Genomic DNA, 18,030 nt, shown 5'->3' with positions numbered 1-18,030 from the left:
TTCAGCTCTGCCCCCTGGGCTCCACCAGCTTGCGGTGAAGCTGCGCCGTGGCCTGCGCCGGCATCACCTTGCTCATGGCCACCTGCATCTTGTTCTTCCAGCCCGCGACGACGTCGGCCTCGCCCTTCAACATGGCCTGGAAGCCGATCCGGGCCACGTCCTGCGGCTGCATCAGCTTCTTGGACTCCGTCGCCACCTTGCTGGTCTCCATGCCGGCGCGCTCGAAGAAGTCGGTGTCGGTCGCACCGGGCATCAGGCAGCTCACGGTGACCTCGGTGCCCTTCAGTTCGTTGCGCAAGGCCAGCGCGAAGGAATCGACGAAGGCCTTGGTGCCGTTGTAGACCGCGTGGAAGCTGCCCGGCTGGAAGCCCGCGATGGAGCCAGTGATGAGGATGCGGCCCTGCGCGCGCGCCACCATGCCGCGCGCCACGTACTGCACCAGGTGCACGGTGCCGGTGATGTTGGTGTTGATCACGTGCAGCACTTCGCTGAAGTCCTGCGCGAGGAACGAACCTCCCAATCCGTGGCCGGCGTTGGCCATCAGTGCGTCGACATCACGCGCACCGATCGCCTGCACCAGGTGCATCACGCCCTCGGTGGTCGCCAGGTCGCACTGAACGGCCTGCACCGTGGCGCCCATGGACTGGAAGTCCAGCACGGCATCGTTCAGCGGCGTGTCGGCCGCGACGATCAGGTCGTAGCCATGTTCCGCCGCGCACAGGGCCAGGTGGTAGCCGATGCCCGACGAGGCGCCGGTGACCACGGCCAGGGGCCGCGGGGCTTTGCGTTGATCCATGGGGTCCTCCGTCTGTTGGACCCATTCTGGAAAGGCGCTTGCGCCCGCGGTGTCGGACATCCCTTGAATGGCTGTGGGGCGCGTCCGCCCCAGCCGCACGCAAGGACCGGCTGGCTCAGCCCTTCTTCAGCCAGCACATCGCCTCGACCTTGTTGCCGTCGAGGTCGCGCACGAAGGCGGCGTAGTAGTTCTCGCTGTACTCCTTGCGCAGGCCCGGCTTGCCGTCGTCCTCCGCGCCCTGCTCAAGCGCCACTTGGTGGAAGGCCTTGACCTGTTCCATCGTCGCCGCGTTGAAGCAGACATGCGTGCCATTGCCGGGATTGGCCGAGGCGCCATCGTGCGGCAGCTGCACCCAGAACTCGGGAAACTCGCGGCCGTAGCCCGCACCTTGGTCGAAGTCCATCACGCAGCGAATGCCCAGCGTGGCCAGCACGGCGTCGTAGAAACGCTTGGCGGCCGGAAAGTCGTTGGTGCCCAGGGAAACGTGCGAAAGCGCAGGCAAGGCGGCCATGGCGGTCCCTTCGAGTGGCTGAGGCAGCAAACATAATCCTGCGCCCGCTGGCCGGCAACAGGATTTGCGCCGCTGGCCTTGCCCAGATGAAGCGGACCGCGCCCCGAGCTGGCCCGGGGCGCCAGGCCAGGCGCCGGGAGGCTGAATCCGAAGCTCTGCGGCCTGCGTAAGAGGCATGGGGCAACCACGCCCCATCCAACAAACCCAGGAGAACCTCCGATGCTTCGTTCCGCCCTCGCCTGCGCTACCGGCGCGCTGCTCGCCGCCTGCGCCAGCCCACCCATGGCCCCCCGCACCTTCGACGCTGCCCTGCTGCCCGCGGCCGTCCAGGTGCCCGCCGGGCATCGCGTGTTCATGGAGACGGTGGGCAGCGGCAGCATCACCTACGAGTGCCGCGCCAAGGTCGATGCGGCCGGCCAGCATGAATGGTTCTTCGTGGGCCCCGACGCGCGCCTGCTCGATCGCAGCGGCAGGATGGTGGGCCGCTACTTCGGCCCGCCCGCGACCTGGGAGAGCATCGACGGATCCAGGGTCACCGCGACGCAGGTCGCCGTGTCGCCGTCCTCCGCCGGGAACATCCCGCTGCAGCTGGTGAAGGCGAATCCGGCGATGGGCAACGGTGCCATGTCCGGTGTCAGCTACATCCAGCGGGTGGCCACGCAAGGGGGCGTGGCGCCGGCGATGCCGTGTGCTGCGGCCAATGCCGGCATGCGGCAGGGGGTGCAGTACCAGGCGGATTACATCCTGTACAAGGCGACGTGATGCTGGCCAGCGTGCTGCACACAGGGCGCTTCAGCGCCCCATCGGACTGATCCCGATCAGCACGCGATGCCCCCAGAACGCGAACACCGCCCAGGCCAGCGCGCCGATCGCCACGGCGATCACGGTGCGTGAGATCGGCCCTTCGGTGATCACCGTGGCCAGGGTGCGGCGGCGGATGCGGGCCGCGCGGAAGTCGAGCACGGCCCACAGCAGGAAGGACCCGAACAGCACCACGTCGGCCAGCGTGTTGTTCGCCACCAGGTGGGCGAAGGCCCAGACCTTCACGCCGAGGATCATCGGATCGCGCAGCTTCGCCTTGATCCGGTTGCCCGGCACGTAGGCCGCCGCGACCAGCACGAAGGCGACCAGCGTCAGCAGCGCCGCCAGATGCCGCGTCCACACGGGCGGCTGGCTCCACAGCACCACCGGGTGCTGGCGCGCCATGCAGTAGCCCCAGTTCACCAGCACGAGTCCCGCGATTGCCAGCACGGCGTACAGGATCTTGTACTCCTTCTCCCCGAAGCGCTCCATCGTGGCCGTGCGCCATCCCTCGCCGAAAACGCGGATGGAATGCACCCCCAGAAATAGCACCAGCCCCAGCACGAGCGCGGCCATCGCGATCCCCTTTTCACTCCAAGCGGCGGACTCTACGCCATCGCGCATCGCAGCTGAAGGCCCCGGAAAATCCGGCGCGCCTTTGCCTGCGGCTGTTCCTAGAAGTCCTTGATTCAAAGATAGCAGTAGTAGCTAAGGGAGGCGGTCCGGTGTGGACAACCCGCTTTTCCGCCTTTGCCATCAAGCACTTGCATGCGATGGGGCACTGTGTGCAGCCGTGCGTCCGTGGTGTCGCGCGGAAATGAACAACTTGGCCGCGGAGCCCGGGCATGTGGATAAGGTGCAAGTTGTGCCGGAACCATCCACAGGCTTGTCAGACCAAAAATAAATTTCGCGCCTGCGGCGCGTGTGGCCGGCGGACGACGGCGCCGCGGATCCACGCGCCTATGCTTGACAGGGACAAACGAGAGGAGCGGACATGCGCACCGTCTTCCGGACCTTGCTGGTGCTGTACGGGGTGTTCCTGGTGGCCTGCGCGGTCGTCTTCGCCACCGACCACAGCACCGGCGGCCCCTACAACGGCATCGGCAAGGCGATGGCCGCCATCGGCGCGGGCCTCCCGTGGACGTTGCTCGCCTTCTGGATCTCGCCCCGGGGCGCGGGACCCATCCTGCTGTACGTGTTCGCCTGCATTGCCGCACTGGTGAACCTGCTGGTCCTGGCGCACTTCGCCGGCTGGCGCATCCTCCGGCGCCGGTAGCCCGGCGAACCAGCCGGTCGTTCGCCCGAGCCGCATGGGGCGGAGCGGCTTGGAGCCGGCGCGGCGCACCCGGTGCACACTCCACGCCCATGGCCAGCGCGCTCAACTACCGGCATCTGTACTACTTCTGGGTCGTCGCCAAGGAAGGTGGCATCGCCCGTGCCGCCGCGCGCCTGGACATGGCGGTGCAGACGGTGAGCGCGCAGGTGCGCCTGCTGGAGCAGGAGCTGGGGCACTCGCTGTTCAAGCCGGCCGGCCGAGGCATCGTGCTGACCGAAGCCGGCGTGGCCGCGATGACGCTGGCCGACCAGATCTTCCAGCTGGGCGAACAGCTGCCCGACGCCGTGCGCGAGGCCGCCACGGACCGGGGCCTGCGCCTGGCGGTGGGCATCTCGGACGGCCTGCCCAAGCTGGTGGTGCGGCACCTGCTGCAACCGGCGGTGGACGATCCGCGCGTGCGGCTGCTTTGCCACGAGGACGAATTCGACCGCCTGCTGGCGGACCTGGCGCTGCACCGCCTAGACGTGGTGCTGTCGGACCGGCCGGCGCCGCCCAACCCCAACCTGCGCCTGTACGGTCACGCGCTGGGCGAAGCGACCATGGCGTGGTTTGCGCCGGTGCAGCTGGCCAAGAAGAGCAAGCTGCCCTTCCCCGCCTGCCTGGGCGAACTGCCGGTGCTGCTGCCCACCGCGCATGCGGCGGTGCGTCCGCGGCTGGACCAATGGTTCGAGCGCAATGGAATTCGCCCGCGCGTGGCGGGCGAATTCGAGGACAGTGCGCTGCTGGCAGCCTTCGGCCGCAGCGGCATGGGCGCCTTCCCCTCCTCGCGCTGGTCCCGCGAGGAGCTGCTGCAGGACAAGGGCATGCGCCTGCTGGGCGAAGCGCCCGAGCTGGTCGAGCACTTCTACCTGATCTCCGCCGAGCGGCGCATCCAGCACCCGCTGGTGCAGCGCCTGCTGCAGTCCGCTGCCCCTTAGCTCCGCCCTGGTCTTCTTCCCCGGCTGTTGCCCCCTCCCCTCCCGGGGGAGGGCTGGGGTGGGGGCAAGCAGCCTCCATCGCGGCCGGAGCTCACTTCCCCTGCTGAATCCCCGCAACCACCCACCCGCCCATCCCGGCGCGCGGCTTCACCAGGTGCCAGATCTCATCCAGATCCTCCGGCACCGCCCCCGCCTCATCCCGCACGCTGCCCGTAAAGCGCACGCTGACCACGTACTGCGCGGCTTCCTCCACCACATTCAGCACCTGCGCGGTCAGCCCGAACACCTGCGTCTGCTGCGGCGCGTTGCCGCGCGCGGCCAGGTCTGCCTTCACGGCCTCGAACATCTCGGGCGTGAGGTAGCCGCGCAGGCGGTCCAGGTCGCCTGCATCGTTGGCCGACTGCAAGGCCATGAACTGGTCCTGCGCATTGCGCGCGAAGCCGGCGGCATCAAAATCGGCGGGGATGCTGCCTACGTTCGTGCCCGAGGCAACGGGCACGTCCACACCGCCACCGATGCGCGAGCCGATCAGCGACCCGCCTTGCGGCTGGGTCGAGGTGCGAAACGTGGGCTCCTGCGATTGCGCTTGCCCGAACGGACCGCCGACGCCGCCCACGCCACCGGCACCGGCCAGGCCGCCGGCCTGCGCTGCCGCGCGCTTGCGCATCACCATGCCCACCACCAGCAGCACGCCCATCACGAGCAGTCCGATCATCAGCATGTTGGCAAAGGCCTCGCCCATGCCGAGGTGCGAAGCCAGCGCCGCCAGGCCCAGGCCAGCGGCGAGCCCGGCAATCGGTCCCATCCAGCTGCGCTTGGGGGCCGCCGCTGCGGCAGCAGGTGCACCAGCGGCAGCGGCCGTGCCGGCAGCCGGCGCTGCCTGGCTGGGCGATGCGCTGGTGCCGCTCGGCGCGGTGGCCGGCGGCGTCACGTTCTGCTTTTGCATGCCGGTCGACTTGCCGCCGCCCAGCCGCCGGGCCGCCTCGGCATCGAAGGCCATGGTCGTCATCCCCAGCGAGAGGACGACGGCGAAGAGCGCAAGTGTTTTTCTCAAGAGAGTCTCCTTGGAGAACTGTTCGGGAGACCGGAAGGTAGCAGGTGGCGAGCGGAGGAAAAAGCAGATGGAGGCGGATGATTGGTCAGGGAAAGACGAACCAACTCGACCTTCGTAGAGCTTGTCATGCCGCAGCCCATCGGTCCTCTGCAGCCGCACCCCGGAAGAGCAACCCACTGAGCAATCCACCGTTACAGGCCGGCTTGTCGAAAGCGCCTAGCCTCGTTCGTCATTCCTTCGAGCGGCTGCGTGTTGCCGCCGCGCTTTGCAAAGGAGCCAATGCATGAACTACGTGGATGGATATGTGGTCCCCGTGCCCACCGCGAACAAGGACACCTACCGGCGCGTCGCGCAGGCCGCAGCGGCCGTGTTCAAGGAGAACGGCGCCCTGTCGATCACCGAATGCTGGGGCGACGACGTGCCCGAAGTCAAGGTCACCTCGTTCCCGATGGCGGTGAAGCGCAAGGACGACGAGGCCGTGGTGTTCTCCTGGATCACCTGGCCGTCCAAGGCGGTCCGCGACGAGGGCATGAAGAAGTCCATGGCCGACCCGCGCCTGCAGGCGGGCATGAACCCGATGCCCTTCGACGGCCAGCGGATGATCTTCGGCGGCTTCCAGGTGATCGTCAGCGCGTAGCCGGGAGAACGACCATGCTTCAGAAATTTCCCATGTACGCGTACATCCCGGCCCGCGACCTGAAGCGGGCGCGGGAGTTCTACGAAACGAAGGTGGGCCTGCGTCCGAAGGAGGAACGCAACGGCGGCGTGGTCTACGAGTCCGCCGGGGGCACCGCCTGCTTCCTGTACCCGACGCCGAACGCGGGAACGTCGAAAGCGAGCCAGGCCTTCTGGTCGGTCGACGATGTCGATGCCTTGATCGTGGCGCTGAAGGCGAAGGGCGTCGTGTTCGAGGACTACGACATGCCGGGGGAAAGGAGCACGCAGGGCGCGATCACGGCGGGTGGGGCCAAGGCGGCCTGGTTCAAGGACAGCGAGGGGAACATCATGGCCTTGATCGAGGAAGCGCCCGGCTCCGCGTGAGCGCTGCACCTGCAGGCCCGCGGGTGAAGGCGGGAATGGACGCGACCCACGCGCAACAGGCGCGGCGAAGCTTTGCGGCACACTGCACGCTCGGCCAAAACCAGAGGTGCTCGCGTGGATTCCCTGCCTTCGATGCTGCAATCGCTGCTGCTGGTGCCGCTGACCCTGTTGCCCATCATGAATCCCCTGGGCACGGCGCCCATCGTCCTCAGCGCGGCCGGCTACAGGGACCACGTGCTCAAACGGCTGTCGCGGCAGGTCGCGATCAACAGCTGGATCGTTGTCGTTGTCTCGATGCTGATCGGGACCTATGTGCTGGAGCTGTTCGGCATCTCGCTGCCCATCGTGCGCGTCGGCGGCGGCCTGCTGGTGGCCGCCAGTGCGTGGCGCATGCTGACCGGCAACGAAGGCGACAAGGTGAATGACGCAGTGGCCGAGTCGGCCAGCCCCGACCTCAGCGAGGCCGAGATCGCGCGCAGCGGCTTCTTCCCATTGACCTTCCCGCTCACCACCGGCCCGGGCTCCATCGCCGCGGCCATCGCGTTGGGCGCGCAGCTGCCGCGCACCCCCCTCTTCTACCTGATGGGCGCCGGCGTCGCAGTGCTCGGCGCAGCGCTCACCGCCGCAGTCGTCTACCTGGTGTATCGCAACGGCGGCCGCCTGCTGATGCGCCTGGGCGAAGTCGGCACCTTGGTGATGATGCGCATGATGGCCTTCGTGCTGCTGTGCATCGGCATCCAGATCCTGTGGACGGGGTGGGCGGAGTTGAATCACCTGGCAGGCTGAGCGTCCTGGGGACTCACGGTCCTAAGTACTCAGATGGCCAAATAGCGCGACTGAAGCAAGACGTTCTCACGGTGAAACTCGAGATACTTGCGTTGGCCTTCACTGAAGCGACCCACATTTGTTAGTTGGCCCAGGGATAAGCCCAGCCGCGAAAGAGAGTCCTGATGCGCCACAGGAGAAATCAAAACATCGCCGGAGTCCTCGAAGCTGATGAAGCCTCGGTCGAAAAGGTGATCTGCATTCGGGGTGAGTAGCAGACCGTTCTCTCCATCCAGTCGCTCGGTGTTGCTGGAATCTCGCCAGGGCTTGCAGTGGCTCGCGCGCAAATGCTCCACCCGGCTCACGCCGGTGATTCGACAAACCTGCTCTATCTGCATCACCCGCTGCTTGAAAAGTCCTTGGCCGCGGCGTGCAAGAACGACGGCCTTCCTTTCTGTTTCGGCAAGAGTTTCGTCGGATTCAAGCTCTCGCAATTCGTGCTCTTCCCACTCAAGAAGGCCGATGCCAGGCGTACTAGGCTGGAATTGCTGCCGAACAGCGGAAGGGGAAGCCAACATCCTTCCCTCCACCCCGATCAAGTCGATCAGAACGGAGGCAAACTCTTTCGAGACGAAGGTGAGGTAGACGTTTTGAAGACCCGCCCCGTTGGGCTGCAGGGGCGAGTAGCGTCTGGGCAGAAAGGGAAGCAAGGCTGCGATGTGATCTGCAGGGCGAATCGGCCTCTGCAACTTGGTGAACACAACATCCACTCGCCACCCGATCTTGTCCCAATAAGCTCCCGCAGTCCCGAACTCGTTTGGCTTCGGCGCCTCGTAGGCATGTGAGGTCACATGGCCTATCGCGGCGATCCGCGCTTTTGCAAACGAAAAGACGATGTCGCCGGGAGCAACCTCTCGCATGAAGTCGTAGTACGGATTACGTGCGAGGTTCGCCTTGAGCTTGGGTGACCAAAGATAGCCCCCGCCCACTTCGTGCTCGAAAGTCTGATTTTGGTTTACCCACCAGTAGCGCATAGGAGATGAAGACTACACGCTGGGAATCTCTCTCTGAATAGTGGAAAACCTATGCAGTGACTTCGCGCAATTTGAGACGAGGCCGGATCGTTGGCGCATGCCAGCGAGTTTGATTGCTATCAAACTCTGACTTTTGGCTTATTGCGCGAGGCTGCGAATACATCGATGATCGCGGCGATTTTCAACGGGAGATTTCAAATGAAAAAAATCTTGGTCATGTTCGCCTTTGCAGTCACGCTGTCCGGTTGTGGAGGAGGAGGCGATCCTGCGCCTGCCGCACCACCGGCAGCACCTTCAGCGACGACTGCTCTTGGTCTGTGGACCGGAACAACGGATGCCAATCGCGCAATGACTGGCCTAGTTTTGAGCGACGGCACGTACTACGTTCTGTACTCTCGGGTGGGCGTTCCCTCTCTCATTGCAAGCGTCGTGCAGGGCACCAGTAGCATGAGCGGCAGCACGTTCTCCTCCGTTGATGGTCGTGATTTCAATCTGGAGGGCGCCGGCGTCTTGCCTGTCACGGTCTCTGCCACTGCAGTCACGAAGCAGAGCCTCAACGGAGTAGTGAAATACTCAAACGGGACCACTACCGCCTTCACCAGCGTGTACAAGGCAGACTTCGAGCAGACGCCCGCCCTCGCTACAGTCGCCGGCACATATAGTGGCCAAGTGGCCTTCTCGCTGGGCGTCCAGAACGCCACGGTGACAGTGTCGAGTGGCGGCCAGCTCTCCGGTTCTGGAAGTGGGTGTGCGTTTAGCGGAACAGTGGCACCTCGCGCTGACGGCAACGCCTACAACTTCAGTGTCACATTCGGTGCGTCCCCCTGCTTCTTCTCAGGTCAGACACTCGGTGGCATTGTCTACTTCGATTCGGCAACTAAGCGGCTGTATGCAGCGGCACCCAACGCAACGCGTACCGACGGAGTACTGTTCGTGGGTAGCAAGCCTTAACGTCGAGCAAAGGATACAGGGCGCTGGTATCTCGCCGCCAGCGCCCTCTCTCGTCGCCCTTTAAGCCTAGGTCCGCTGCGCGCCCTATTTAAGCTGGAGTGTCTTCGCGGCAGCGACGGGCAGACCAGGTGGTCGTCGTTGTGAATCCCGTGCTAGTGGTCTTCGAGTCCTGAAGCACATTGGCAGAGGCACTGCTACTTGGCGTCGCGCGATCGGGCCATCGTGGTCTCCCAAAGATGCTCGGGGTTGACGGCAGCAGTCTTTTTCTGTTGCTCGAGCATCACTTGGACAAGGCGTTCTACTTCTCTTGAACATCGCTCTGTCTGCTTTGCTCGGTATGCGCTGAGCAAACGAAGATCTCGCCGCCAATTGAAAAAGAGCGCACCGAGCGACCTTCTTCTCTGTTGCACGCACGACTACGATCGATATCGATGACGATCAAACGTCGATATTCGCCGCTCTCAACGCATTCGTCTCGATGAAATCCCTCCGCGGCTCCACCTCATCCCCCATCAGCATCGTGAACACCCGGTCCGCCTCGATCGCATCATCGATCTGCACCCTTAGCAGGCGCCGCACCGTCGGATCCATCGTCGTCTCCCACAGCTGCTGCGGGTTCATCTCACCCAGGCCCTTGTAGCGCTGGCGCGAGGTGGCGCGCTCGCCTTCGGAGATCAGCCAGCCCATGGCCTGGCGGAAGTCGCTCACCTTTTCTTCCTTCGCGCGCTCGCCCTCGCCGCGCTTGACCACGGCGCCCTCGCCCAGCAGGCCGCGGAAGGTGTCGGCGGCTTCGGCCAGGGCCTTGTAGTCGGCGCCGTGCACGAAGTCCTGCGTGATCACGCTGGACTTGATGTTGCCGTGGTGGCGGCGGCTGATGCGCAGGATCGGCTTGTCGCTGCGCACGTCGAACTCGCCCGCCACCTCGGCCGGCGCGGCGTTGGTCAGGCGGTCGATCTCCTGCAGCTTGGCCTGCAGCTTGAGCGCGCTGGCTTCCGCCTCGCTCACCGTGTCCAGGTTCAGCGCCACGCCGTCGGCCACCGCGCGCAGCGCCTCGGCGTCCATGAAGCCGCCCAGGCGGGCGATCACGTTCTCGGCGACCTGGTGCTTGCGCGCCAGTTCGGCCAGGGTGTCCCCCTGGATCACCGTGGGCGTCGCCCCGCCGGTCTCCACCTTGGCGCCGGTCAGGGCGATGCGCAGCAGGAAGCCGTCGAGCTCGTGGCCGTCCTTCAGGTAGAGCTCCTCCTTGCCGGCCTTCACCTTGTACAGCGGCGGCTGCGCGATGTAGATGTGGCCGCGCTCTACCAGCTCGGGCATCTGCCGATAGAAGAAGGTCAGCAGCAGCGTGCGGATGTGCGCGCCGTCCACGTCGGCGTCGGTCATGATGATGATGCGGTGGTAGCGCAGCTTGGCCACGTCGAAGTCGTCGACGCCGCTCTTGCCCGACTCCACGGCCGCCTTGCCGATGCCGGTGCCCAGCGCGGTGATCAGCGTGACGATCTCGTTGGACGTCAGCAGCTTCTCGTAGCGCGCCTTCTCCACGTTCAGGATCTTGCCGCGCAGGGGCAGGATGGCCTGGAACTTCCGGTCGCGGCCCTGCTTGGCGCTGCCGCCGGCGGAGTCGCCCTCGACGATGTAGATCTCGCACAGGGCCGGGTCCTTCTCCTGGCAGTCCGCCAGCTTGCCGGGCAGGCCCATGCCGTCCAGCACGCCCTTGCGGCGCGTCATCTCGCGCGCCTTGCGGGCGGCCTCGCGCGCACGCGCGGCTTCGACGATCTTGCCGACGATGATCTTGGCGTCGTTGGGCCGCTCCTGCAGGAAGTCGTTCAGCTTGTTGGCCACCACGTCTTCCACCGGGCCGCGCACTTCGCTCGACACGAGCTTGTCCTTGGTCTGGCTGGAGAACTTGGGCTCGGGCACCTTCACGCTCAGGATGCAGGTCAGGCCCTCGCGCATGTCCTCGCCGGAGATCTCCACCTTGGCCTTCTTGGCCAGCTCGTTGTCGTCGATGTACTTGTTGATGACGCGCGTCATCGCCGCGCGCAGGCCCGTCAGGTGGGTGCCGCCGTCGCGCTGCGGAATGTTGTTGGTGAAGCAGAGGACCTGCTCGTTGTAGCCGCTGTTCCACTGCATCGCGACTTCGACGCCGATCATGGTGCCCTGGTCGCTCTTGCTCTCGCCGATGGCGTTGAAGGCGTTCGGGTGCAGCACCTGCTTGCCCTTGTTGACGAAGTCGACGAAGCCCTTGACGCCGCCGGCGCCGGCAAAGTCGTCTTCCTTGCCGGTGCGCTCGTCCAGCAGGCGGATGCGCACGCCGTTGTTCAGGAAGCTCAGTTCGCGCAGGCGCTTGGCCAGGATCTCGTAGTGGAAATCGGCGTTTTCCTTGAAGATCTCGGTGTCCGGCAGGAAGTGGACCTCGGTGCCGCGCTTGTCGGTGTCGCCCAGGATGTGCATGGGGCGGATCAGCGTCTTGTCACCGGTGGGGCCGGCCTCCTCGTGCACCTCGCCGCTCTTGACCACGAAGCCCTTGCTGAACTCCAGCTCGTGCACCTTGCCGTCGCGCCGCACCACCACCCGCAGCATGGACGACAGTGCGTTCACGCAGCTCACGCCCACGCCGTGCAGGCCGCCCGACACCTTGTAGCTGTTCTGGTTGAACTTGCCGCCGGCGTGCAGTTCGGTCAGCGCGATCTCGGTGGCGCTGCGCTTGGGCTCGTGCTTGTCGTCCCACTTGATGCCGGTGGGGATGCCGCGGCCGTTGTCGGTGACGCTGATCGAGTTGTCGGTGTGGATGGTGACGACGATGTCGTCGCAGTGGCCGGCCAGCGCCTCGTCGATCGAGTTGTCGACCACCTCGAACACCAGGTGGTGCAGGCCGGTGCCGTCGGACGTGTCGCCGATGTACATGCCCGGGCGCTTGCGCACCGCCTCCAGCCCTTCCAGGATCTGGATGGAACTGGCGCCGTACGCATCGCCGCTGGGGACGGGGGCGCCGGTGGCGGTGAACTTGGGGGCTTCGCCTTCGCCCAGCGGGGCGGGAGGGATGTTGTCTTGGGCCATAACCTGCTTTTCTACAAACTCTCTCAGCGCGGAACCCGCCTGGGGATGGCGGGCTCCTTGTTATCCGTAGGCTGGTGGTGAGCTTTGCGAACCCCAGCGCTTGCGCACATCGCTGGGGTGTGGCTGCGCGCGCACCGCCAGCCTACGAGCCGGCTTGCGCCGGCTAGATGCGCATCGGCATCACCACGTACTTGAAGCTCGCGTTCTCCGGGATCGTGATCAGCGCGGAGCTGTTGGAGTCGGCCAGTTCCAGCTTCACCATGTCCTGGTCCATGTTGGCCAGCGCGTCGATGAGATACGTGACGTTGAACCCGATCTCGATGTTGTCGCCACCGTAGTCGATGTCGAGCTCGTCCACGGCTTCTTCCTGTTCGGCGTTGTTGCTGGCCACCCGCAGCGTGCCCGGCTCCAGGTTCAGGCGCACGCCCTTGAACTTCTCGGAGGTCAGGATGGCGGTGCGCTGCAGGCTGGACAGCAGCGGCGAACGGCCCAGGGTCACCGAGTTCTTGTGGTTCTTGGGGATCACGCGGTTGTAGTCGGGGAACTTGCCCTCGACCAGCTTGGTCACGAACTCCATGCCTCCGAAGGCGAACTTGGCCTGGTTGTTGGCGAACTGCATCTCGATCGCGCCTTCGGCATCGGACAGCAGGCGCTGCAGCTCCAGCACCGTCTTGCGCGGCAGGATCACTTCCTGGCGCGGCACTTCTACATCCAGGGTCGCCGAGGCAAAAGCCAAGCGGTGGCCGTCGGTGGCGACCAGCGACAGCGTCTTGCCCTCGGCCACGAACAGGATGCCATTGAGGTAGTAGCGGATGTCGTGCACCGCCATCGCGAAGGACACCTGGTTGAGCAGGTCCTTCAGTGTCTTCTGCGGCACCGAGAACTTGGGGCCGAAGCTGGGGGCTTCCTGCACCAGCGGGAAGTCTTCGGCCGGCAGCGTCTGCAGGGTGAAGCGCGACTTGCCGCCCTTCATCACCAGCTTGTTCTGGCTGGACTCGATGCTCACCGTCTGGTCGCTGGGCATGGTGCGCAGGATGTCGATCAGCTTGCGCGCGCCCACCGTGGTGGTGAAGTTGCCGGCATCTCCGTCCATGTCGGCGCTGGTGCGGATCTGGATCTCGAGATCGCTGGTGGTGAACTGCAGGTGCGGGCCGGTCTTGCGCACCAGCACGTTGGCCAGGATGGGCAGCGTGTGCCGCTTCTCGACGATGCCAGCCACCGACTGGAGAACCGAGAGCAGTTTTTCTTGCGTTGCCTTCAGGACAATCATCGTCTTCCTCTTGTGTATTTCAATGCGCGGCCGCTGCCGCGGCCAAAACCACCATTTTCGCTGTTTTCCTCAGCAATTTACCGCCCGTGACAGGGGGGCTCCGGCCGGCGGGGACTGAGGCATTTCCCGTAGGCTGGGGTGACGGCAGGAACCCCAGCGATGCGCGCGGAGCGCTGGGGTTCGCCTGCGGGCTCACCGCCAGCCTACGAAGAGGCGCCAGCCCCCGAGGAACCGCCAGGCCAAGAAGCACCGCCGGCCCACGAGGCACCTCCGGCCCCCGAAGCGCCGCCAGCTTGCGAGCCGCCCTCACCCCTTCAGCGTCTGTTCCAGCACGTGCAGCTGCTGGTTCAGCTCGGTGAGCTGCTGGCGCTCGGCGCCGATCTTGCGCACGGCGTGCAGCACGGTGGTGTGGTCGCGCCCGCCGAACAGCTCGCCGATCTCCGGCAGGCTCTTCTGGGTCAGTTCCTTGGCCAGGTACATGGCGATCTGGCGCGGCCGGGCGATCGAGGCCGGGCGCTTCTTGCTGTACATGTCGGCGACCTTGATCTTGTAGTAGTCGGCCACCGTCTTCTGGATGTTCTCCACGCTGATCTGCCGGTTCTGGATGGACAGCAGGTCGCGCAGCGCCTCCCGGGCCAGCTGGATGGAGATTTCCTTCTGGTTGAAGCGGGAGTACGCCAGGATCTTGCGCAGGGCGCCTTCGAGCTCGCGCACGTTGGAGCGCACGTTCTTGGCCACGAAGAAGGCGACTTCCTCGGGCATCTCGGTGCCCTCGGCACGCGCCTTGTTGATCAGGATGGCCACCCGCATTTCCAGCTCGGGCGGCTCGATGGCCACCGTCAGGCCCGAGTCGAAGCGGGAAACCAGCCGCTCGTGGATGTCCGCCAGGCCCTTGGGATAGGTGTCCGAGGTCATCACGATGTGGCTCTTCTTGGCCAGCAGGGCCTCGAAGGCGTTGAAGAACTCCTCCTGCGTGCGGTCCTTGTTGGCGAAGAACTGGACGTCGTCGATGAGCAGCAGGTCCAGCGAGTGGTAGCGCTCCTTGAACTCGTCGAAGGTCTTGCGCTGGTAGGCCTTGACCACGTCCGAGACAAACTGTTCGGCGTGGATGTAGAGGATCTTGGCGTTGGGCTTGTCGGCCAGCAGGCGGTTGCCGACGGCATGCATGAGGTGGGTTTTCCCCAGGCCGACCCCACCATAGATGAAAAGCGGGTTGTAAAGCTGGCCGGGGGTGCCGGCGACGTGCATGGCGGCCGCCCGGGCCATCCGGTTGGCCGTGCCTTCCACCAGGGTGTCGAAGGTCAGGGCCGTGTTCAGCCGGGACTTGAAGGGCGCCGGCGCGGCGTCCTCCTCGATTTCCTGGGGCTCGGCCACCGGCGCGTTGGCCGCCATCGCCGGCGCCGGGTAGGCGCGGGTCGCATTGTCGCGGGGAGTGATCGCTAACTCTAGCTGCACGGCTTGCCCGTACAGCTTTTCCAGCACGGCCGAAATGCGTCCGGCGTACTGAGCCCGCACCCAGTCGAGCTTGAATCGGTTGGCCACGAACAGCGTGACCCGGGAGAAGTCTTCCGAAACCTGGGCCGCCAAGGGTTTGATCCAGGTGTTGAACTGCTGCTCGGGGAGGTCTTGTGCGAGCTGGTCGACGCAGGCCTGCCAAAGGCTGTCTCCTGCTTCCAGACTCGGTGTGGCCGCCAGCCGGCCTTGTTGCCCCTCGGTCATTTTTGCCCCGCCGCTCCTGTGGATTAGTTTTGTTGTGCGAAACGGCGCATTCTAGGTGCTAAACACCTTATCCACACCAGACCGGACGGCGGCCCGTGCGGGCAATCCACAGGGACTTGACAAGGCCTCGGGTTGCCGGGCCGGTGCTTTTTGACGATAATGCCGGGTTTTCCCGAGAAGCAACATGAAACGCACCTACCAACCCTCCAAAGTGCGCCGCGCACGCACCCACGGCTTCCTGGTCCGCATGAAGACCCGTGGCGGCCGCGCCGTGATCAACGCTCGCCGCGCCAAGGGCCGCAAGCGCCTGGCCGCCTGAGCCAGACACCGTCAAGCAAGCGCAGCCTGCGCCTGCCGACCGTGCAGCGGCTGAAGACCCGGGCACAGTTCGACGCAGCGATGGCAGGTGCCACCATCTCCCGGACGCCGCATTTCGTGCTGCACCGTGCAGCGATCGATGCGGCCTCCGTCCCCACAGGGCCTGAGTCCGAGCGACGCCAGGCCCTGTTTGTTGTCCAGGACGAGCCCTGGATCGGGGCGGTGGTGCCCAAGCGCTGGGCCAAACGGGCCGTCACCCGCAATGGGATCAAGCGGCAGATCTACAACGTGAGCGCCGCCTACGCCTCGCGCCTGCCTGCGGCCGCCCACGTGGTGCGGCTGCGGATGGACTTCGCCCGTGCCCAGTTCCCCAGTGCCTGGTCCGACGCGCTGAAAGCCAGCGTGCGCGGCGAGCTGCTGCAGCTGTTCCAGAAGGTCGCGCCATGATGCAGCGCGCCCTCACGGCCCTGGTCAAGGGCTATCGACTGTTCCTCTCCCCCTGGCTGGGTTCGTCCTGCCGCTTCACGCCCACCTGCTCGGCCTATGCCCTGCAGGCGCTGGAAGCGCACGGCGCCGCCGCCGGGGCCTATCTCGCCGCCGCCCGCATTGCCCGTTGCCACCCGTGGTGCGACGGCGGCCACGATCCCGTGCCGGCGGCAGCGCCGCGGCTGTTTGCGCGCTGGGCGCATCCACAACACAAGAAAACTCCATGACCGACATCCGACGCACCATCCTCTGGGTGATCTTCGGCTTTTCCCTGGTGATGCTGTGGGACCAATGGCAGGTCTACAACGGCAAGACCGCGACCTTCTTCCCCTCCGGCAAACCGGCCGTCACGGCCAAGGCACCCACGGGCGCGGCCAGCGCCAATGCCACCGCGGCCAGCGGCATCAGCACCGTGCCGCAGGGCACCGTGGCCGCCACGGTCGGCGCGGTGCCGCCGGTGGCCAATCCCGCCGCGGCCAGCGCCGTGCCGCGCGAGCAGGTCACGGTCAGCACCGACACCCTGCGCGTGACCTTCGACACCGAAGGCGGCTCGGTGGTGCGCACCGAGATGCTGAAGTACCAGGGCGACAAGACCGGCGAGCCCTTCGTGCTGATGAACCAGAACGCCGAGCGCGCCTACGCGGCGCAGACCGGCCTGATCGGCGGCGACTTCCCCAACCACAAGACGGTGATGGCTTTCAGCGGCGACAAGGCGCTGAAGGACGGGGCCAACGAACTGGTGGTGAAGTTCGAGTCGCCGGTGCAGGGCGGCGTGAAGCTGGTGAAGACCTACACGCTGCGGCGTGGCGAATACGACATGGGCGTGCAGCACCAGGTGGTCAACACCGGCGCCGCGCCGGTGACGCCGCAGCTGTACATGCAGCTGGTACGCGACGGCAACAAGCTGCCCGGTGAGTCGTCCTTCTATTCGACCTTCACCGGCCCGGCGGTCTACACACCGGAGAAGAAGTTCCACAAGGTCGAGTTTTCCGACATCGACAAGAACAAGGCCGACATCGACAAGAACGCCGAGGGCGGCTACGTCGCGATGGTGCAGCACTACTTCGCCAGCGCCTGGATCCTGGCCGACGGCGTCAAGCGCGAGAACTTCGTGCGCAAGGTCAGCGAGAACCTGTACGCGGTCGGCATGATCACCCCGGTGACCGTGGCGCCCGGCCAGCAAGTGGCGGTGAACGCCAAGCTGTATTCCGGCCCCGAGGAGGAAAAGCGACTGGAGCAGGTCGCCACCGGCCTGGACCTGGTGAAGGACTACGGCTGGCTGACCATCCTGGCCAAGCCGCTGTACTGGCTGCTGTCGCAGCTGCACGGCTTCATCGGCAACTGGGGCTGGTCGATCATGGCGCTGGTGCTGATCATCAAGGTCGCCTTCTACTGGCTGCAGGCCAAGGGCTACGAGAGCATGGCCAAGATGAAGGCCATCAACCCCAAGGTGATGCAGCTGCGCGAGCGCTACAAGGACAACCCGCAGCAGATGCAGCAGGAGATGATGCGCATCTACAAGGAGGAGAAGGTCAACCCGCTGGGCGGCTGCCTGCCGATCTTCATCCAGATCCCGGTGTTCATCGCGCTGTACTGGGTGCTGCTGTCTTCCGTCGAGATGCGCGGCGCGCCCTGGGTGGGCTGGATCCACGACCTGTCGGTGCAGGACCCCTACTTCATCCTGCCGGTGTTCATGACCCTGACCACCATGCTGCAGACTGCGCTGAACCCGGTGCCCCCGGACCCGATGCAGGCCAAGATGATGTGGTTCATGCCGCTGATCTTCTCGGTGATGTTCTTCTTCTTCCCGGCCGGCCTGGTGCTGTACTGGATCACCAACAACGTGCTGTCGATCGCGCAGCAGTGGCTGATCAACGTGCGCATGGGCGTGCCGCCGGAGTTCAACCTGCCGAAGTTCAAGTAAGCAAGTGACGGCCCCGTCCTCGGGGATCTCGAGAAGGGCCGCTTGCGCGG

At 65.5% G+C, this 18,030-nt stretch carries 19 protein-coding genes; 11 read left to right on the top strand and 8 right to left on the bottom strand.

The window, feature by feature from the left end; all coding sequences use genetic code 11:
- Position 1: 1 nt before the first annotated feature.
- Both AC1DSA_RS04535 and AC1DSA_RS04530 read right to left on the bottom strand, forming a co-directional pair.
- Positions 2-796, bottom strand: coding sequence for an SDR family NAD(P)-dependent oxidoreductase (locus AC1DSA_RS04535; protein WP_477886484.1), 795 nt, complete (start codon positions 794-796; stop codon positions 2-4).
- 115 nt (positions 797-911) lie between these two features.
- The gene (locus tag AC1DSA_RS04530; protein WP_477886482.1) at positions 912-1,307 is read right to left on the bottom strand and encodes a VOC family protein; all 396 of its coding nucleotides are present in this window, start codon (positions 1,305-1,307) and stop codon (positions 912-914) included.
- Positions 1,308-1,526: 219 nt separating this feature from the next.
- Here AC1DSA_RS04530 and AC1DSA_RS04525 point away from each other — a divergent pair, with 219 nt between their 5' ends.
- Positions 1,527-2,069 carry a DUF3455 domain-containing protein gene (locus AC1DSA_RS04525; protein WP_477886479.1) on the top strand — a complete coding sequence of 181 codons (543 nt, stop codon included), beginning with the start codon at positions 1,527-1,529 and terminating at the stop codon, positions 2,067-2,069.
- Positions 2,070-2,099: 30 nt separating this feature from the next.
- On the opposite strand, the gene AC1DSA_RS04520 is transcribed toward AC1DSA_RS04525, so the two are convergent.
- Positions 2,100-2,684 (bottom strand): NnrU family protein, encoded by a 585-nt coding sequence (locus AC1DSA_RS04520; protein WP_477886477.1) that lies wholly within the window; start codon positions 2,682-2,684, stop codon positions 2,100-2,102.
- Positions 2,685-3,102: 418 nt separating this feature from the next.
- On the opposite strand from AC1DSA_RS04520, the gene AC1DSA_RS04515 reads away from it, so the two are divergent.
- Together AC1DSA_RS04515 and AC1DSA_RS04510 are read left to right on the top strand one after the other, a co-directional pair.
- A complete protein-coding gene (locus AC1DSA_RS04515) occupies positions 3,103-3,384 on the top strand; it encodes a hypothetical protein (RefSeq protein WP_477886476.1) in 282 nt (93 codons plus the stop codon).
- 89 nt (positions 3,385-3,473) lie between these two features.
- Positions 3,474-4,361 carry a LysR substrate-binding domain-containing protein gene (locus tag AC1DSA_RS04510; protein WP_477886474.1) on the top strand — a complete coding sequence of 296 codons (888 nt, stop codon included), beginning with the start codon at positions 3,474-3,476 and terminating at the stop codon, positions 4,359-4,361.
- Positions 4,362-4,452: 91 nt separating this feature from the next.
- Here AC1DSA_RS04510 and AC1DSA_RS04505 read toward each other — a convergent pair whose 3' ends face one another.
- Complete coding sequence (locus AC1DSA_RS04505) at positions 4,453-5,415, bottom strand: Tim44 domain-containing protein (protein ID WP_477886473.1); 963 nt, start codon at positions 5,413-5,415, stop codon at positions 4,453-4,455.
- A gap of 283 nt (positions 5,416-5,698) precedes the next feature.
- Between AC1DSA_RS04505 and AC1DSA_RS04500 the strand changes: the two genes are divergently transcribed.
- The 3 genes from AC1DSA_RS04500 to AC1DSA_RS04490 all read left to right on the top strand — a co-directional run bounded on the left by AC1DSA_RS04500 (position 5,699) and on the right by AC1DSA_RS04490 (position 7,242).
- Positions 5,699-6,052, top strand: coding sequence for a DUF1428 domain-containing protein (locus AC1DSA_RS04500; RefSeq protein WP_477886471.1), 354 nt, complete (start codon positions 5,699-5,701; stop codon positions 6,050-6,052).
- Between the two features lie 14 nt (positions 6,053-6,066).
- Positions 6,067-6,456 (top strand): VOC family protein, encoded by a 390-nt coding sequence (locus tag AC1DSA_RS04495; RefSeq protein WP_477886469.1) that lies wholly within the window; start codon positions 6,067-6,069, stop codon positions 6,454-6,456.
- Positions 6,457-6,570: 114 nt separating this feature from the next.
- Positions 6,571-7,242: a MarC family protein gene (locus AC1DSA_RS04490; RefSeq protein WP_477886468.1), complete on the top strand. Its 672-nt coding sequence runs from the start codon at positions 6,571-6,573 to the stop codon at positions 7,240-7,242.
- 29 nt (positions 7,243-7,271) lie between these two features.
- On the opposite strand, the gene AC1DSA_RS04485 is transcribed toward AC1DSA_RS04490, so the two are convergent.
- Positions 7,272-8,255, bottom strand: a complete 984-nt coding sequence (locus AC1DSA_RS04485) for an HNH endonuclease (protein ID WP_477886466.1) — start codon at positions 8,253-8,255, stop codon at positions 7,272-7,274.
- Between the two features lie 90 nt (positions 8,256-8,345).
- Between AC1DSA_RS04485 and AC1DSA_RS04480 the strand changes: the two genes are divergently transcribed.
- On the top strand, positions 8,346-9,206 hold the full coding sequence (locus AC1DSA_RS04480) for a hypothetical protein (RefSeq protein ID WP_477886464.1): 861 nt from the start codon (positions 8,346-8,348) through the stop codon (positions 9,204-9,206).
- 438 nt (positions 9,207-9,644) lie between these two features.
- Here AC1DSA_RS04480 and gyrB read toward each other — a convergent pair whose 3' ends face one another.
- The 3 genes from gyrB to dnaA form a co-directional block, all read right to left on the bottom strand.
- Positions 9,645-12,263, bottom strand: coding sequence for a DNA topoisomerase (ATP-hydrolyzing) subunit B (gene gyrB, locus AC1DSA_RS04475; protein WP_477886463.1), 2,619 nt, complete (start codon positions 12,261-12,263; stop codon positions 9,645-9,647).
- Positions 12,264-12,426: 163 nt separating this feature from the next.
- Positions 12,427-13,533: a DNA polymerase III subunit beta gene (dnaN, locus tag AC1DSA_RS04470; protein WP_477886461.1), complete on the bottom strand. Its 1,107-nt coding sequence runs from the start codon at positions 13,531-13,533 to the stop codon at positions 12,427-12,429.
- Between the two features lie 306 nt (positions 13,534-13,839).
- Positions 13,840-15,252 (bottom strand): chromosomal replication initiator protein DnaA, encoded by a 1,413-nt coding sequence (gene dnaA / locus AC1DSA_RS04465; protein WP_477886459.1) that lies wholly within the window; start codon positions 15,250-15,252, stop codon positions 13,840-13,842.
- Positions 15,253-15,436: 184 nt separating this feature from the next.
- Here dnaA and rpmH point away from each other — a divergent pair, with 184 nt between their 5' ends.
- The 4 genes from rpmH to yidC are packed head-to-tail and all read left to right on the top strand — an operon-like array spanning position 15,437 to position 17,980.
- A complete protein-coding gene (gene rpmH / locus AC1DSA_RS04460) occupies positions 15,437-15,571 on the top strand; it encodes a 50S ribosomal protein L34 (protein WP_145893359.1) in 135 nt (44 codons plus the stop codon).
- A gap of 41 nt (positions 15,572-15,612) precedes the next feature.
- A complete protein-coding gene (locus tag AC1DSA_RS04455; RefSeq protein ID WP_477886456.1) occupies positions 15,613-16,017 on the top strand; it encodes a ribonuclease P protein component in 405 nt (134 codons plus the stop codon).
- Positions 16,014-16,283: a membrane protein insertion efficiency factor YidD gene (yidD, locus tag AC1DSA_RS04450; RefSeq protein WP_477886452.1), complete on the top strand. Its 270-nt coding sequence runs from the start codon at positions 16,014-16,016 to the stop codon at positions 16,281-16,283. Before AC1DSA_RS04455 ends, yidD begins: the two co-directional genes overlap by 4 nt.
- A complete protein-coding gene (gene yidC, locus AC1DSA_RS04445) occupies positions 16,280-17,980 on the top strand; it encodes a membrane protein insertase YidC (protein ID WP_477886451.1) in 1,701 nt (566 codons plus the stop codon). Before yidD ends, yidC begins: the two co-directional genes overlap by 4 nt.
- The last annotated feature ends 50 nt before the right edge of the window (positions 17,981-18,030 follow it).

Source organism: Ramlibacter sp. P4_H7 (assembly GCF_056400765.1).
Note: the sequence above shows the minus strand (reverse complement) of the source record. Positions and strands in the feature narration are given on the sequence as shown.

Coding starts and splice junctions, on each gene's coding strand:
- AC1DSA_RS04535 (WP_477886484.1), bottom strand. CDS start 796: ATGGATCAACGCAAAGCCCCGCGGCCCCTGGCCGTGGTCACCGGCGCC.
- AC1DSA_RS04530 (WP_477886482.1), bottom strand. CDS start 1,307: ATGGCCGCCTTGCCTGCGCTTTCGCACGTTTCCCTGGGCACCAACGAC.
- AC1DSA_RS04525 (WP_477886479.1), top strand. CDS start 1,527: ATGCTTCGTTCCGCCCTCGCCTGCGCTACCGGCGCGCTGCTCGCCGCC.
- AC1DSA_RS04520 (WP_477886477.1), bottom strand. CDS start 2,684: ATGGCCGCGCTCGTGCTGGGGCTGGTGCTATTTCTGGGGGTGCATTCC.
- AC1DSA_RS04515 (WP_477886476.1), top strand. CDS start 3,103: ATGCGCACCGTCTTCCGGACCTTGCTGGTGCTGTACGGGGTGTTCCTG.
- AC1DSA_RS04510 (WP_477886474.1), top strand. CDS start 3,474: ATGGCCAGCGCGCTCAACTACCGGCATCTGTACTACTTCTGGGTCGTC.
- AC1DSA_RS04500 (WP_477886471.1), top strand. CDS start 5,699: ATGAACTACGTGGATGGATATGTGGTCCCCGTGCCCACCGCGAACAAG.
- AC1DSA_RS04495 (WP_477886469.1), top strand. CDS start 6,067: ATGCTTCAGAAATTTCCCATGTACGCGTACATCCCGGCCCGCGACCTG.
- AC1DSA_RS04485 (WP_477886466.1), bottom strand. CDS start 8,255: ATGCGCTACTGGTGGGTAAACCAAAATCAGACTTTCGAGCACGAAGTG.
- gyrB (WP_477886463.1), bottom strand. CDS start 12,263: ATGGCCCAAGACAACATCCCTCCCGCCCCGCTGGGCGAAGGCGAAGCC.
- dnaN (WP_477886461.1), bottom strand. CDS start 13,533: ATGATTGTCCTGAAGGCAACGCAAGAAAAACTGCTCTCGGTTCTCCAG.
- dnaA (WP_477886459.1), bottom strand. CDS start 15,252: ATGACCGAGGGGCAACAAGGCCGGCTGGCGGCCACACCGAGTCTGGAA.
- rpmH (WP_145893359.1), top strand. CDS start 15,437: ATGAAACGCACCTACCAACCCTCCAAAGTGCGCCGCGCACGCACCCAC.
- yidD (WP_477886452.1), top strand. CDS start 16,014: ATGATGCAGCGCGCCCTCACGGCCCTGGTCAAGGGCTATCGACTGTTC.
- yidC (WP_477886451.1), top strand. CDS start 16,280: ATGACCGACATCCGACGCACCATCCTCTGGGTGATCTTCGGCTTTTCC.